Genomic DNA, 15,294 nt, shown 5'->3' on the forward strand with positions numbered 1-15,294 from the left:
ATTCTGGCGTGCTCCCGTCCCACGCCGTCATAGTCGGGGTCATGACCAGCACCGCCACCGAGCCCGGCACTCGCACGGGCAGCACCGTCCCGGAGCCCGCGGCAGCCGCCGCCCGGCGCAGCGCGCCCGACGGCGTGCGGCTGGACGGCGTGGCCCGCTCCTTCGACACCCCGCAGGGCCGCCATGACGTGCTGCGCGGCCTCGACCTCGAGCTCCGCTCCGGCGAGATCCTCGCCGTCGTCGGCCCCTCCGGCTGCGGGAAGTCGACCCTCCTGCGGCTCATCGCGGGCCTGGACCGGCCGAGCGCCGGTGCGCTGAGCCTCGGCGGCACGGCCCTCGTCGGCACCGACGAGCGCACCGCGGTCGCCTTCCAGGAGCCGCGCCTGCTGCCCTGGCGCACCCTCGAGAAGAACGTCGCCCTCGGCCTGCCCCGCACCACCCCCGCGAAGGCGGGCCGCGAGCGGGTGCGCCACCTGCTGCAGCTGGTCGGCCTCGAGCACGCCGCGGACCTGCGCCCCCGCGAGGTCTCCGGCGGCATGGCCCAGCGCGCCTCCCTCGCCCGCGCTCTCGCCCGCAGCCCCCAGGTGCTGCTGCTCGACGAGCCCTTCGGCGCGCTCGACGCCCTGACCCGCCTGCGCATGCAGGACCTGCTGCTGGAGATCCACGCCGCCGAGCCCACCACCGTCCTCGTCGTCACCCATGACGTCGAGGAGGCGCTGTACCTCTCCGACCGGGTGCTGCTGCTGCGCTCCCTGCGCACCGCCGACCAGGTCGAGCCGGGCCTGCCCTCCCTCGCCCGCATCGTCGAGGTGCCCGGCGCCCGCCCCCGCGACCGCGCCGACGCCGCCCTCGCCGGGCTCCGCATGGAGCTCCTCGAGGGACTCGGCGTCCACGCGCACACCACCCCGTCCACCACGACTTCCTCCGAGGACCGCTGATGAGCCACCGCACCGCCCGCACCCTGACCCGCCGCTCCGTCGCCGCCCTCGGCCTGACCGCGGCCGCCGCTCTCGGCGCCGCCGGCTGCGTCGCCGGCGAGGGCTCGAACGACACCGCCGCCGGCGCGGGAGCCTCCGGAGGCGGGGCAGGGGAGTGGAGCACCGACTCGCTCACCATCGACTTCGCGACCTACAACCCGCTCAGCCTCGTCGTCCGCGACCAGCAGCTGATCGAGAAGGCCCTCGGTGAGTCCGTCACCGTCGAGTGGGTGCAGTCGGCCGGCTCCAACAAGGCCAACGAGCTGCTGCGCTCGGGCTCGGCGGACGTCGCTTCGACCGCGGGCTCCGCCGCACTGCTCGCCCGCGCCAACGGCTCCCCGATCAAAGTCATCGGCATCTACTCCCAGCCCGAGTGGTCCGCGCTCGTCGTGCCGGAGGGCAGCGACGTGACCGGTCCCGCGGACCTCGCCGGCCGCCCCGTCGCCGCGACCCCCGGCACCGACCCGTACTTCTTCCTGGTCCAGGCGCTCGCCGAGGCGGGGCTGTCCATCGGGGACGTCGAGCTGCAGCCCCTGCAGCACGCCGACGGGCGCTCCGCCCTCGAGGGCGGCAGCGTCGACGCCTGGTCGGGGCTCGACCCGATCATGGCCGCGGCCGAGGTCGAGTCCGGGGCGCAGCTCGTCTTCCGCAACGTCGACTTCAACACCTACGGCTTCCTCAACGCCACCGAGGAGTTCATCGATCAGCACGCCGATGTCGCCCAGGTGGTCGTCGACGCCTACGAGGAGGCGCGCGCCTGGGCGCTCGAGCACCTCGAGGAGACCGCGGCACTGCTCGCCGAGGTCGCCGGCATCGGCTCCGAGGTCGCGAGCACCGTGATCACCGAGCGCTCCAACCTCGACGTCTCCGGGGTGCCGGGCGAGGACCAGCTCGCGGTGCTCGAGGCGATCTCGCCGGTCCTCGCCGACTCGGGCGACGTCGCCGGCGGCGCCGAGGACGTCGAGAAGGCTCGCAACGAGATCATCCACGACGCTTTCGCGCTCGCCGCGGTGGAGGAGAAGTGAGCCTCGCCGAGAGCCCCCTGCCCACCTCGACCGGCCCGGCGGCCCCGGCCGGCGCGGGCGCATCCGGCGCCGATCCGTCGGCCGGCGGCCCCTCGGTCGGGGCGTCGGGTGCTCGGCCCTCCGCCTGGGACCGTCCCGGGGTGCGCCTCGCGGCCGGGGCGCTGGTGCCGGTGGTGATCCTCGCGGCCTGGCAGCTCGTCACCGCGACCGGGCTCGTCCCGGCCTACCGCCTGCCGGCGCCGCTGACCGTGCTGCAGGCGGGCGGCGACCTCGTCTCCCGCGGCGAGCTCGGGCTGCACATCGCGATCTCCGTGCAGCGCGTGCTGCTCGGCTTCGCGATCGGGTCCGTGATCGGCCTCGCCGTCGCCGCGGTCGTCGGCCTCTCCCGTGCCGGGGACGCGCTGCTGAGCCCCACCCTCGCCGCGCTGCGGGCCGTGCCCTCGCTCGCCTGGGTGCCTCTGCTGATCCTGTGGCTGCAGATCGGCGAGGAGTCCAAGGTGACCCTGATCGCGATCGGCGCCTTCTTCCCCGTCTTCACCACCGTCGCCGCCGCGCTGCGGCACATCGACCCGCACCTGGTCGAGGCGGGGCGCTGCTTCGGCCTGCGCGGCTGGTCCCTGTTCCGCACCGTCCAGCTGCCGGCCGTGGTGCCCTCGGTCGTCTCCGGACTGCGCCTCGCGCTCGCCCAGGCCTGGCTGTTCCTCGTCGCCGCGGAGCTGATCGCCTCCTCGATGGGCCTGGGCTTCCTGCTCAACGACTCCCAGCAGAACGGCCGCGTGGACCGGATCCTGCTGACCATCGTGCTGCTCGCCCTGCTGGGCAGCCTCACCAACGCCCTGCTGGGCCTCGTCGAGAAGAAGCTCCTGAGGAAGTGGGCATGACCGCCACCGACACGAACACCACCGACACGAACACCACCGACACGAACACCGCCTACGCGAACACCACCGAGTCCCGACTGGTCGAGGCCCGCACCTTCGCGCCGGACCCGGCGCTCGCGGGCACCTGGAACGTCGGCCCCGGGATCCACGCGCAGGCCGAGGCGGACCCGATCGCCTTCTGGGAGGACGCCGCCCGGCGCCTGGACTGGGCCGAGCCGTGGCACACGGCGCTCGAGTGGGAGCCGCCGACGACCGACCCCGCGAGCGGGGAGCTGTCCGTCCCCGCCGCGCGCTGGTTCGTCGGCGGGCGCTTGAACGTCGCCGAGAACTGCGTGGACCGCCATGTCGCGGCCGGCCGCGGCGAGAAGGTCGCCCTCCACTTCGAGGGCGAGCCCGGGGACCGCCTCTCCATCACCTACGCGGACCTCCAGGCTCGCGTCTCCCGCGCCGCGAACGCGCTCACCGACCTCGGCATCGGCCCCGGCGACCGCGTCGTCGTCTACCTGCCGGTGCTCATCGAGACCGTCGTCATCGCGCTCGCCTGCGCCCGGATCGGCGCGGTGCACTCCCTCGTCTTCGGCGGCTTCAGCGCCGAGGCGGTCCGCTTCCGCCTCCAGGACACCCGGGCGAAGCTGCTGGTCACCTCCGACGGGCAGTTCCGCCGAGGGAAGGCCGTCGAGGTGAAGTCCGCCGCCGACGAGGCCGCCCGCGACCTGCCCGACCTCGAGCACGTCCTCGTCGTGCGCCGCACCGGCCAGGACGTGGCCTGGACCGAGGGCCGCGACGTGTGGTGGCACGAGAGCGTGGACCGCGCGAGCGAGGAGCACGCGCCCGAGCCCTTCGATGCCGAGCACCCGCTGTTCATCATCTATACCTCCGGCACCACCGGGAAGCCGAAGGGCCTGGTCCACACCTCGGGCGGCTATCTCGCCCACGCCTCCTGGTCGCACTGGGCGCACTTCGACGCGAAGGATTCCGACGTCCACTGGTGCACCGCGGACCTCGCCTGGGTCACCGCGCACACCTACGAGATCTACGGCCCGCTCAGCAACGGCCTCACCCAGGTCATCTACGAGGGCACCCCCGGGGAGCCGCACCGCGAACGACACCTCGAGATCATCGAGCGCTACGGCGTGACCGTCTACTACACGGCGCCCACCCTGATCCGCACCCTCATGTCCTGGTTCGGCGAGGAGCTCCCGTCCGGCCACGACCTGTCCACGCTGCGCCTGCTCGGCACCGTCGGCGAGGCGATCAACCCCGAGGCCTGGATCTGGTTCCACCGCACCTTCGGCCGCGGCGAGCTGCCGATCATCGACACCTGGTGGCAGTCCGAGACGGGCGCGTCGATGCTCGTGCCCCTGCCGGGGGTGACCACGCTGAAGCCCGGATCCGCGACCGGCCCGCTGCCCGGCATCGACATGGCCGTGGTCGACGAGGCCGGCCGGGAGGTCCCCGCCGGGGTCGCCGGCACGCTGGTGGCCCGTCGGCCCTGGCCGGGGATGGCCCGCACCGTGTGGGGCGATCCGGAGCGCTACCGCGACTCCTACTGGCGGGACTACGCCGGCTGCGGCGAGCACGGCGGCTACTACGTCGCCGGGGACTCCGCCACGGTCGACGCCGACGGATGCTTCTGGATCCTCGGCCGCCTCGACGACGTCGTGAACGTCTCCGGGCACCGCCTGTCCACGATCGAGATCGAGTCGGCGCTGGTCGCCGAGGGCAGCGTGCAGGAGGCGGGCGCCGCCGGCATCGACGACGCGCTGACCGGCCAGGCCGTCGCCGTGTTCGTCATCCCTCGCGGGGACCGCAGCCCCGACGCCGCGGCCCTGCGCGACCGGGTGGCCCGCGAGATCGGCCCGATCGCGAAGCCCCGCCACGTGATCGAGGTGCCGGACCTGCCCCGCACCCGCTCGGGGAAGATCATGCGCCGCCTGCTCGCCCAGCTCGTCCACACCGAGCGGGCACGCCGCGCCGGCCGCACCCCGGGCCCGCTCGGGGACGTCACCTCCCTGCAGAACCCGGAGGCCGTCGCCTCGGTCGCGGACGTGCTCGCATCCCTCCCCGCGGACGACCCGGCCGTCTCCCCGCAGGACTGACACACTTCCCACCGCCCGCACCGACCGTCGGCCCCGCCGACCAAGGAGGACCCATGACCACCACCGTCCCCGCCTCGAGCTTCGAGACGCCGCTGAAGTTCGCGTACTGGGTGCCGAACGTGTCCGGCGGCCTCGTCGTCTCCACGATCGAGCAGCGCACCGACTGGCAGCTGCCCTACAACTCGCGCCTGGCGAAGATCGCCGAGGACTCCGGCTTCGAGTACGCGCTGACCCAGACCCGCTACGCCGCCAGCTACGGCGCGGACAAGCAGCACGAGGCCTCCGCCTTCTCCCTCGCCCTGCTGGGCGCGACCGAGCGCCTTCGCGTCATCGCCGCCTTCCACCCCGGCATGTGGCACCCGGGCGTGCTCGCCAAGTGGCTGATCACCGCCGACCACCTCTCCGGCGGCCGCGCCGCGGTCAACATCGTCTCCGGCTGGCTGAAGGACGAGTTCGTGAACTTCGGCCTGGAGTGGCTCGAGCACGACGAGCGCTACGTGCGCACCGAGGAGTTCATCCGCGCGCTGCGCGGCCTGCTCACCGAGGACGGGTACACCCAGGACGGGAAGTACTACTCGATCGACGGCTTCACCCTGAACCCGAAGCCCGTCGACGTCCCCGGCCGCCCCCACCCCGAGATCTTCTTCGGCGGCAACTCCACCGCCGCGCAGGCCACCGCCGGCCGCGTCGCCGACTGGTACTTCTCCAACGGCCGCACCCTCGAGGGCTACCAGGAGAACGTCGCCGGCGTCCTCGCCTCCGCCGCCGAGGCCGGCCGCTCCCCGAGGTTCGGGCTGAACGGCTTCGTCATCGCCCGCGAGTCCCGCCAGGAGGCCGAGGACACGCTGCGCGAGATCGTCTCCAAGGCGCACCGCCCCGCCGTCGAGGGCTTCAGGCAGTCCGTGCAGGAGGCCGGCGCCTCCACCAAGGACGGCAAGGGCATGTGGGCGGACTCCTCCTTCGAGGACCTCGTCCAGTACAACGACGGTTTCAAGACCCGCCTCATCGGCACGCCCGAGGAGATCGCCGACCGCATCATCGAGTACAAGAAGATCGGCGTGAACCTCCTGCTGACCTGCTACCTCCACTTCCAGGAGGAGGTCGCCGCCTTCGGTCGGGACGTGATGCCGATCGTGCGCGAGAAGGAGAAGGACCTCGCCCGCGCCCACGGCACCGAGCTGAACACCGACCTGCTCCCGATCGCCCCCGGCGTCTCCGCCGAGGAGGCCGCCGCCGCGACCGCCGAGACCCTCCCCGCCGACCACCCGGCGAAGGCTGGGGCCGCCGCGTGAGCCAGGAGACCCTCGAGGACCAGGTCCCGTCGGCCCCGGAGTCCCCGTCGGCCCCGGAGGGCGGTTTCGGGTTCCGCACCCGTGCGCTGCACGCCGGCGGCACCCCCGACGCGCAGCACGGCGCGCGCGCCGTCCCGATCTACCAGACGACCTCGTTCGTCTTCGACGACGCGGACGACGCCGGGACCCTGTTCGCGCTGCAGAAGTACGGCAACATCTACTCCCGCATCGGCAACCCCACCGTCGCCGCCTTCGAGGAGCGCATCGCCTCGCTCGAGGGCGGGATCGGGGCGGTCGCGACCGCTTCGGGCATGAGCGCCGAGTTCATCACCTTCGCGGCGCTCGTCGGCGCCGGGGACCACGTGGTCTCCTCCGCGCAGCTCTACGGCGGCACCGTCACGCAGCTCGACGTCACCCTGCGCCGCTTCGGCGTGGAGACCACCTTCGTCGCCTCCTCCGACCCGGAGGACTACCGCGCCGCGTTCCGGCCGGAGACGAAGGTGCTGTACGTCGAGATGATCGGCAACCCCTCCGGCGAGATCGCCGATCTCGAGGGCCTGGCCGAGCTCGCCCACGAGCACGGCGTCCCGCTGGTGGTCGACGCGACCCTCGCCACCCCGTACCTGGTGCGGCCGCTCGAGCACGGCGCGGACATCGTCATCCACTCGGCCACGAAGTTCCTCGGCGGGCACGGCACCACCCTCGGCGGCGTGGTCGTGGAGTCGGGGCGCTTCGACTGGGGCAACGGGAAGTTCCCCTCGATGACCGAGCCGGTCGAGTCCTACGGCGGGCTGCGCTGGTGGGACAACTTCGGCGAGTACGGCTTCCTCACCAAGCTGCGCTCCGAGCAGCTGCGCGACATCGGCCCCTCCCTCTCCGCGCAGGCGGCGTTCCAGCTGCTGCAGGGCGTGGAGACGCTCCCGCAGCGGATCGATGCGCACCTGGCCGGAGCGCGCGCGGTCGCCGAGTGGCTCGACGCGGACCCGCGGGTCTCGTTCGTGACCTGGGCGGGGCTCGAGTCCCATCCGCACCACGAGCGCGCTTCGAAGTACCTGCCGCTCGGCCCCGGCTCCGTCTTCGCCTTCGGCGTCCGGCCGACGGGGGAGCACGCGAGCGCCGAGGACGAGGCGGCCGCGGCCCGCGCCGCGGGCGAGCGGGTGATCGAGAACCTGCAGCTCGCCTCGCACCTGGCGAACATCGGGGACGCGCGCACCCTCGTCCTGCACCCGGCCTCGACCACGCACCGCCAGCTCACCGCGGAGCAGCTCGTCGCCGGCGGCGTCCGGCCCGACCTCATCCGCATCTCGGTGGGCCTCGAGGACGTGGAGGACATCCTCTGGGACCTCGACCAGGCGATCACCGCGGCGACCGGCCGCAGCAGGGAGGAGCAGGCATGAGCGGCATCAGCATCCAGTCCGGCGCGGCCTGCGCCGCGCCGTCGGCGACGGACGTCGAGGGAGTGCCCGCGCGCACCTGGCAGGGCCCCTCGGCCCCGGAGCGGCTCGCGATCCTGCGCCGGGCGCGTTCGATCGCGATCGTCGGCGCCTCGACGAACCCCGCCCGCGCCAGCTACTTCGTGAGCACCTACCTGCTCTCGAGCGCGCCCTACGAGGTCTATTTCGTCAACCCCCGAGCGACGACGATCCTCGGGCAGCCGGCCTACGCCTCGCTCGCGGACCTGCCCGTCGTGCCCGACATCGTCGACGTCTTCCGCCGGGACGCCGACCTGCCGGGCGTCGCCCGCGAGGCCGTGGAGGTCGGCGCGAAGGCGCTGTGGCTGCAGCTCGGCTCCTGGAACGAGGAGGCCGCCGCGATCGCCGAGGCCGGCGGCCTTGACGTGGTGATGGACCGCTGCGTGAAGATCGAGCACGCCCGCTTCCACGGCGGGCTGCACCTGGCCGGGTTCAACACCGGCGAGATCACCTCCCGCAAGCAGAGGGTCAGCGCGCGGCGCTGAGCGTACGCTCGGAGATCAGGCGCGGGCCGGGGATCACCCCGGCCCGCGTTCTGCTGTCCGGGGGTATGAGCACTGGGGCCCGGCGCCGCTCGGGCCGGTCCTGCGGGTCCGGTGATCCGGGGCGCACCGGCACCGCTCACCCCTCGATGCGGAGTTCCAGGTGCGCGGCGAGGAGGGGTGCGAGCGCGGTGACCTGCGCGGCGTCGAGCGTCGCGCCCGACAGGCCCTCGAGGTTCGCGATCGACCCCATCTCCAGCCCGCGCAGGTCCACGTCCTCGAGCCGGGCGTGGGGAAGGGCGACGGAGCCGGCGCGGCAGTTCACGAAGGCGACGCGGGAGGCGGTGACGGCGCCGAGGTCGAGCTCGTCGATCGTGCAGTCCTCGAAGAGCACGTCCTCCAGCGTCGAGGAGCGCAGGTTGATCCAGTCGAACTTCGTGCCGGTGATGCGGGTGGAGCGGATCTCGGCGTCGTAGACGTCCAGCGCCCCGATCCGCGAGCCGACCAGCTCGACGTCGCGCCAGGTGGAGCGGGTCGCATCCAGCACCGGGGCGTTCAGGCGCTCGATCCGGGTCTCGAGCAGCCGGGTGTGCTGGAGCACGGTGGTGTGCGCGGTGACGTCGACCAGCTCGCACTCGGTGAAGGTCGCGCCGGTGAGGTCCGCCCCGGTGAGATCGGCGCCGACGAGGCGCAGGCCGTCGTGCCGGTCCTGGGCGTTCAGCTGTGCGGCGTCCGCCTCCTCGAGGTCGGGAAGGACCAGGCGCTCGAGGACGGGCGGGCGGGTGGTGGTGCGACGGCGCATGAGGTCCTCGGGTCGGCGGCGTGAGGTCGTCCTCGAGGGTACGGGGAGGGGGAGACGCTCCGGCAGGATTCGAACCTGCGACCCACTCCTCATGAGGGAGGTGCTCTACCGGGCTGAGCTACGAAGCGGTGGTGTCGAACGGGTGCTGTGGGACCAGCCTGCGGGACCGGTCCGGCGGTGTCGAGCGCGCTGTCATCTGCCGTCGCATTCGAGGTGCGGCACCCGCGACCTTTCCTCCACAGAGGGTGGTTATCCACATTCTCGCGTCGCATTCGGTGGAGTGTCCGAGTGGTGTGTGGATGCGTTTCAGGACGTGACGCTCGGGTCCGAGTGGAATGTCTTTGGCCTGCACATATGGTCGGATCGGCGGGCAGGTGTGTGTGCGACGGCTTCTCCCTGATCGGCGTTATCCACATTCTTCTGCGGGCCTTTCCTTTGTCGGTGGGGGCCGGAAGAATAGGGCCATGACTCTCGCAGTGCAGGACCTCGGCGCGGCTGCTGGTGATCCCCACCAGCAGCTGATCGAGGCCGTGCGTGCGGGAGGTCCCGGGGCGCTCGCCGAGGAGCTCGGCGACCGCGCTCATGTGCTGAGCGCCCTCACCGGGTTCCCGCTGGAGCTGTTCGCCCCCGCGGATCCGTCGGCCGAGGCGTTCCGCGACGTGATCGGCAGCCTGCATTCCCTGCGCAGCGCGATCGACGCGCTCGAGACCCGCGCCGTCGTCGCGCTCGCCGACTCCCTCGCCCTGCGCAGGCAGTCCGAGGCGAGGGCGCACGCCGCGCAGGAGGCTGGGGAGGAGACCCCGCCCGCGCAGCTGCTGCGCGCGGCCTCCCGGGAGGCGGCCCGTGAGGTCTCGATGCTCACCCGCCGCTCCCCGGCATCCGCCTCCCGCTCGCTCGCCGCCCGGCGTCGGCTCGTGGCGGACATGCCCGTGATGCTCTCCGCCCTCGCGGACTCCCAGGTCACCACCGAGGACGCCTATCGCACTGCCCGCTCCTTCGCCCCGCTCACCCCGGCCCAGCGCCGTGAGGCGGACCGGCTGCTCGGGGAGCGCCTGCCCTATCTCGACGGTGCCGGCTCCGAGGAGTGGGCCGACGCCCGCGCCGCCGCGATCTCCCTCGCCGACCCGGACGGCGAGGCGCGGCGCCACCAGCACGCCAAGCGGGAGCGGCACGTGACGGTGCGCCGCGGCGAGCACGGCATGGCGACGGTGACGGCACACGTCACCGCGCTGGACGCGGCCCTGATCCGCAAGCGTCTCTCCCTCGAGGCCGAGCGGCTGCGCACTGCCGGCGACCGCCGCGGGCATCAGGCCATCCAGGCTGACACCTTCGTGGACACCCTGATCGGCCGCAGCGGGAGCATGGAGCCGGTGACGCTGGACATCGGCGTGATCATCACCGACCACGTGCTCCTGGACCCCGGCACGGGCGACCTCGCCCAGATCGAGGGCTACGGCACGGTTCCCGCCGAGGCGGTGAGGGAGAGTCTGCGCGATCCGCTCGACGCGATCGCGGGCACGGACGAGGACCCGCTCGGTCCCGACGGTCCGGCACTGCGCGCCGTGTTGCGAAAGCTGTACGAGCACCCGAGGACCGAGGAACTGGTCGCCGTCGAATCCCGGGCGCGGGCCTTCCCGTCCGCGCTCGCCCGGTTCATCCGTCTGCGCGACCGGACCTGTCGCGGCCCCCACTGCAACGCCCCGATCCGCCACATCGACCACATCCGGCCCCACGCTGCCGGGGGATGCACCTGCCTGGAGAACGGGCAGGGGGTCTGCGCCTACTGCAACGACAAGGAGCAGCAGCTGGCGAGCGTGGAGCGGGTCGGGGACCCGGCGGTCGACGGGCACGTGGTGGAGTGGACGACGCGGCTCGGCACCACCCGACGGACCCGCTCGGCGTCGCTGACTCATCGCGTGGAGCCCCCAGATCCAGGGCCGAGGGAACAGGCTTTGCAGCTGCCGACGGACGGGACAGCACCGCAGGAGCCGGCCGATGCCCCGGGACGGGCGTGCACTCGAGAACCTGACGGACCGACAGGAGCGGCATGCCCTGGGGGACCGGCCGGGCCGACGGGACCGATCGACTCCCCGGAATCGGCCGACCCGACGTGGCCGATGTCGCCGCGGAAGCCGACGGGGAGTTAGCTCGTCACCGCAGTGACACCACCGCAGCACGTCACGGCGGATGTGCTCACGGCAGCTCGAACTGCCGCCACTCCGTCCGGTCCCAGGCAGAGATCCCTTCCGACTCGCTCAGCGTGTAGAGCGTCGCCTCGTCCGGGGACCAGCAGATCCTCTCCAGGAGCGACATCTCGAGCGTCTCCTGCTCGTCGCTGTCCCGATCCCACAGCTGGAGGGTGCCCGACGCACTGAGCACCGCGACCCGGGATCCCGCACCGACGGCCAGGTCCCTGAACCGCGCCGAGCCCACCGGCGGGCCCGTGCTCGTCGCGCCGTCGGGCGCATGCACGGTGATCGAGGACGGGGCATCGAGCACCTGGACCAGGGCGCCGTCCCCGCCGTACCCGAGCCCGAGCACCACCCCGTCGACCCCGTCGAGGACCTCCTCACGCCGGCCGCTGTGCGGATCCCACAGGCCGGTCGGATTCCCGCCCTCGTCGGCGCCCGTCAGCGCGACGCCGCCGACGGCGAGGCGTGCGCCGTCGGGCGAGAACGCCACGGTCCTCTGTCGACGAGTTCCCGGGGTGAGGACCCGGGTGCCGGTGCAGCTGTCCGCGGAGGTCGAGTACAGCCGGACGGCGCCGTCGCTCGCCGAGGCCGCCAGCAGCGATCCGTCCGGGCTGTAGGCGACGTCGAGGATCCGCGCGGCAGTCCCACGAGGTTCCGCATTGCCCACGAGGTTCCGCAGCAGAGTGCCCTCGACATCCACCTCCGCGACGTGGAGGGCGTCGCCGACCGCGAGGCGCGATCCGTTCGGGTGCCAGGACAGCGGCCCGATGGCGCGGGGCTTCAGCCGACGCACGATCTCCCCGGTGCGCGTGTCCCACAGCAGCACGCCGTGGGTGTCGGCGAGGTCGAGCTGGTAGCGGTCCGGGGCCTCGCAGGCGGCGATGAGGGTGCCGTCGGGGGAGACGGCGGGACTCTGGTCCTCGAAATAGCGCCCCTCCCGCGGCATCTTGGGCCGGACGCGGGCACCTCGTGGCAGGCGGGGCGGCTCCGGCTCCGGCACCTCCTCGTCCGGTCCGAGGCAGCTGCCCACCTCGGGGCTACTCCCGCAACCGGGCAGCAGCAGCGCCGCCGGCAGGGCCGCAGCCCCGAGCAGCCAGCGGCGTCGCGGCAGCGCGAGCCTGTCACTGGAGAGGATCATGGCATCACCGCCTCGAAGGGGAACCGGGGAGCGGTCTCAGCGCAGGGACGCTCATGAGATGACCGGGACGCCGGCATCGAGCTGGTACTGCCGGAGCTCCTCGAGAGTGATGTCCTCGGCGAACTCGTCGCCCTCGTCGAAGGCATCGTCCTCGAGCGGCTGTTCCCGGTACGCCTCGTACTCCTCGTTCCAGGCGTCCTTCTCCGACTGCGGGGCGTCCTCGCCCGGCTGGTCCTCCGGGAATTCCGTGTAGTCCTTGTCGTTCTCGCGCCAGGCCTCGATCTCCTCCTTGGTGACCCCGTACTCCTCCTTGATGCGCTCGTACTCCGCCGCGCTGTGGTCCTCCCGCCAGAATTGCCATGCGGGAGGTTCGTCGGTCTCCTCGATCCAGTTGTCCTGTGCGGCATGGCGGGCCTCGTGGACGGCGGTGTTGAGGGAGTCCGGGTCCTCGAGGGACGTGCTGTCGATCTGGATGTGCTCCCCGCGCAGGGGATGCCGGATGTCGAACTCGTACCAGCAGCCGAGGGCTCCGTCCTCCGACAGATCGTCGAAGTAGACGGGCACGTCGTCGACACCCTGACGCTCGAGCTCCTGGGCGACGATCTCCCGGAGGACCCGCTTCTGCTCAGGCGGGTCCATCGCGGTCCAGGCGTCGGCGACCTCCTGGCTCACCGTCCCGTCCCCGTCGCCGCCGGCGCGGCGGCCACGTCCCGATGCGCTGCCGGAGGAGCTGACCCCGCTGCTGCTGCTCTCACCCCTGCCGTTCTCGTCCTGCGAGGCGGTCTCCTGCTGATCCGCCTCCTCCTCGAGCAGCGTCGCGGCGGCCCCGAGCGCGGTGCACTGCTCGCGCAGCAGCCGCGATGCACCGGTGCTCCAGTCCGCGCGGAAGCGGTCCGCATCCGGCCCTCGCCAGATCGCCTCGCTCGCCCCCACGAGCGCAACGAGCAGGTCGTGCCGCTCCTCGAGCCGTTCGCCGGCAGCGCGCAGGCGCTCGGCGTGGGCCTCGCCCTGCGCGGTGTCCATGCCGATGAGCCCCATGGCCTCCCCTTTCGTTCCGTCCCGGGATCGACACTAGGGGACCTCGGCGGTCGGCGACATGGGGAGTCCTCCCCTGTGGACGGAGCTCAGTTCTCCGGGGCGTCTCCGGCCTCGTCCTCCTGCACGGCGGCCGACGGGGCGAGCCAGAGCAGCCGGAACCACACCTCGCCGCCGTCCTCGAGGGTGTGGACGTCGAACTGTCCGCGCTCGTCGGAGACCTGCCGCTGGGCGGTCGGGCGCTGCGAGGAGGCGCGCAGGATGTCGTACTCGTCCTCGATGCGGAGCACCGAGCACGGCTCCTCCTCGGAGCCGCTGCCCGAGGCCGCGATGCTGTCGAGCGCGAGCCGGGAGAACTTCGCCTCGATGCGGCCTGCCTCGGCGTCGCCCAGCTCGGTGAGCGCCTTGGCGAGGTAGCCGTGCGCCGACGGGCTCAGGAGCGCGCCGGGCATCCACGAGCGGATCAGGTCGACGATCTCCTGGTGCTTCCCGTCGCGCAGCAGCGGGACCACCGCCCGGGAGACTGAGAGCAGGGGGTCGTAGCGGGGAGCCGCCATGATCCCGGCCTGCAGGTCGTGAAGACCCTCGGCCGTCGGGTCCAGGGCGTAGGCCTCGACGAGGTCGTTCAGGGACATCGTGTGTCCTTTCGCGGGTCAGGTGGGAGAGCCGTGGAGGCGGAGGAGGTCCATGTCGGTCGGTGCGTCAGGAGCATCAGGGCGTCTCGAAGCTGTTCCAGGACTCGCCTCCGGACCAGGCGACGACGCCCTGGGACGGGGAGGCGCTGTACAGAGTCCTGCCGTCGGAGGAGAACACGAGCCGGCCTGCGGATCCGCGCACGACGGGGAGCTCGACGGTCCCGTCGGTCTCGCGCTCCCAGAGCAGGACCCGGTTGTCGCCCCGGCCGACGGCGGCGACACGTCCCCCCGCCCCTGCGGCCACCCAGTACGGGCCCTCCGCGGAGAGAGCCGGTCCGGTGGCCACCTCGCCGGACGGGGCCAGGGCGTGGAGGGCGCGCTCCCCGTCGGCGGCGAGGATCAGCGTGCCGTCCTCGGCGTGCGCCAGCCCGGCGACCGTCCCGGGGAGGTCCGGCCCGGTGCCCGTGCGCGTCCCGGCGTGCGGGTCCCAGAGCTCGACCGTGCCGTCCTCGGCGCAGAGGGCGAGCGTGTCGTCGGCGGGGGAGAGGCTGAGCGCGATCACCGTCCCGAGCTCCGCAGCGATCTCGTGCTCGACCTCGCAGGTCTCGTCCTCGAGGTGCCAGATCGTGACGCGCCCGTCGGCGCCGAGCACCACCAGGCGGGTGCCGTCGGCGGTGAGGGCGAGATCGCCGACCCGATTCCCGATCCGGGGGCCGAAGGGCTCCTCGCCGCCGGTCAGCACCTTCAGCACCTCGCCGTCCGCCTCGCGGAGCTCGGCGGTCGTGACACCGCCGATCGCGAGCCGTCCGCGGGCGTCCGCGGCGATCGCACCGACCAGGCCGTTGTCGAGCCGTTCGAGGATCGTGCCGTCGGCGGTGCTCCACACGACGGTCCCGAAGGTGTCCGACTCTCCGAGCATCAGCGCGTCCGAGGTCTGCTGGGCGGCGATCCGTTCCCCGCCCGCGAACAGGGCCAGGCCGTACTCCGACAGCGGCCGGTCCGGGATCGCCTCGTTCTCCGGGCCGGCGTCCGCGCGCGCGGGCGGCTCGGGGCGCTCCCGGCGTGACGCGTCCTCGTCCGACAGGCAGCGATCCGGCGACGCGACCGTCTGCGTCTCCCCCGGTCCGTCGGCGGTGACCGGGTCCTGCGAGGGCTCGTCGCCGCCGCCGAAGGATCCGCAGCCGACGAGGGAGAGCGCCGCGGGCAGCAGGCTCGCGCCGAGCAGTCTCCGGCGGCTCGGGGAGGGGGTCATCGTCGCTCCTCG

Annotated in this window: 13 protein-coding genes and 1 tRNA gene; 8 read left to right on the top strand and 6 right to left on the bottom strand. The window is 73.0% G+C overall.

Features of this window, described 5'->3' with window-relative positions:
* Window positions 1-41 precede the first annotated feature (41 nt).
* Genes Y09_RS02305 through Y09_RS02335 form a run of 7 tightly spaced genes read left to right on the top strand, consistent with a single transcriptional unit; the run spans window position 42 to window position 8,231 of the window.
* Window positions 42-938, top strand: a complete 897-nt coding sequence (locus tag Y09_RS02305) for an ABC transporter ATP-binding protein (RefSeq protein WP_053916055.1) — start codon at window positions 42-44, stop codon at window positions 936-938.
* Window positions 938-2,002, top strand: a complete 1,065-nt coding sequence (locus tag Y09_RS02310; RefSeq protein WP_053916056.1) for an aliphatic sulfonate ABC transporter substrate-binding protein — start codon at window positions 938-940, stop codon at window positions 2,000-2,002. Before Y09_RS02305 ends, Y09_RS02310 begins: the two co-directional genes overlap by 1 nt.
* Window positions 1,999-2,883, top strand: a complete 885-nt coding sequence (locus Y09_RS02315) for an ABC transporter permease (RefSeq protein ID WP_053916057.1) — start codon at window positions 1,999-2,001, stop codon at window positions 2,881-2,883. The genes Y09_RS02310 and Y09_RS02315 overlap by 4 nt, the downstream gene beginning before the upstream one ends.
* A complete protein-coding gene (acs, locus tag Y09_RS02320; RefSeq protein WP_148639489.1) occupies window positions 2,880-4,982 on the top strand; it encodes an acetate--CoA ligase in 2,103 nt (700 codons plus the stop codon). The genes Y09_RS02315 and acs overlap by 4 nt, the downstream gene beginning before the upstream one ends.
* Window positions 4,983-5,035: 53 nt before the next feature.
* A complete protein-coding gene (sfnG, locus tag Y09_RS02325) occupies window positions 5,036-6,274 on the top strand; it encodes a dimethylsulfone monooxygenase SfnG (RefSeq protein ID WP_053916058.1) in 1,239 nt (412 codons plus the stop codon).
* Window positions 6,271-7,671, top strand: a complete 1,401-nt coding sequence (locus Y09_RS02330; protein ID WP_255351626.1) for an O-acetylhomoserine aminocarboxypropyltransferase/cysteine synthase family protein — start codon at window positions 6,271-6,273, stop codon at window positions 7,669-7,671. The genes sfnG and Y09_RS02330 overlap by 4 nt, the downstream gene beginning before the upstream one ends.
* The gene (locus Y09_RS02335; protein WP_082358589.1) at window positions 7,668-8,231 is read left to right on the top strand and encodes a CoA-binding protein; all 564 of its coding nucleotides are present in this window, start codon (window positions 7,668-7,670) and stop codon (window positions 8,229-8,231) included. Before Y09_RS02330 ends, Y09_RS02335 begins: the two co-directional genes overlap by 4 nt.
* A gap of 136 nt (window positions 8,232-8,367) precedes the next feature.
* Here the strand turns inward: Y09_RS02335 and Y09_RS02340 are convergent, their stop codons facing one another.
* The gene (locus tag Y09_RS02340) at window positions 8,368-9,030 is read right to left on the bottom strand and encodes a pentapeptide repeat-containing protein (RefSeq protein ID WP_053916059.1); all 663 of its coding nucleotides are present in this window, start codon (window positions 9,028-9,030) and stop codon (window positions 8,368-8,370) included.
* A 54-nt stretch (window positions 9,031-9,084) separates the two neighbouring features.
* A tRNA-Met gene (locus Y09_RS02345) sits at window positions 9,085-9,158 on the bottom strand.
* A 336-nt stretch (window positions 9,159-9,494) separates the two neighbouring features.
* On the opposite strand from Y09_RS02345, the gene Y09_RS02350 reads away from it, so the two are divergent.
* Complete coding sequence (locus tag Y09_RS02350; protein WP_234695599.1) at window positions 9,495-11,177, top strand: DUF222 domain-containing protein; 1,683 nt, start codon at window positions 9,495-9,497, stop codon at window positions 11,175-11,177.
* Window positions 11,178-11,223: 46 nt separating this feature from the next.
* Here Y09_RS02350 and Y09_RS02355 read toward each other — a convergent pair whose 3' ends face one another.
* From Y09_RS02355 to Y09_RS02370, 4 genes are all read right to left on the bottom strand, one after another.
* Complete coding sequence (locus Y09_RS02355; protein WP_082358590.1) at window positions 11,224-12,360, bottom strand: WD40 repeat domain-containing protein; 1,137 nt, start codon at window positions 12,358-12,360, stop codon at window positions 11,224-11,226.
* Window positions 12,361-12,411: 51 nt separating this feature from the next.
* Window positions 12,412-13,398, bottom strand: a complete 987-nt coding sequence (locus tag Y09_RS02360) for a WXG100 family type VII secretion target (RefSeq protein WP_053916061.1) — start codon at window positions 13,396-13,398, stop codon at window positions 12,412-12,414.
* Between the two features lie 86 nt (window positions 13,399-13,484).
* Entirely contained in the window at window positions 13,485-14,030 is a 546-nt protein-coding gene (locus Y09_RS02365; RefSeq protein ID WP_053916062.1) for a DUF4919 domain-containing protein, read from the bottom strand.
* 76 nt (window positions 14,031-14,106) lie between these two features.
* Entirely contained in the window at window positions 14,107-15,282 is a 1,176-nt protein-coding gene (locus Y09_RS02370) for a WD40 repeat domain-containing protein (protein WP_053916063.1), read from the bottom strand.
* Window positions 15,283-15,294 lie beyond the last annotated feature (12 nt).

The organism is Brachybacterium sp. SW0106-09 (genome assembly GCF_001293905.1).
Classification (GTDB): domain Bacteria; phylum Actinomycetota; class Actinomycetes; order Actinomycetales; family Dermabacteraceae; genus Brachybacterium; species Brachybacterium conglomeratum.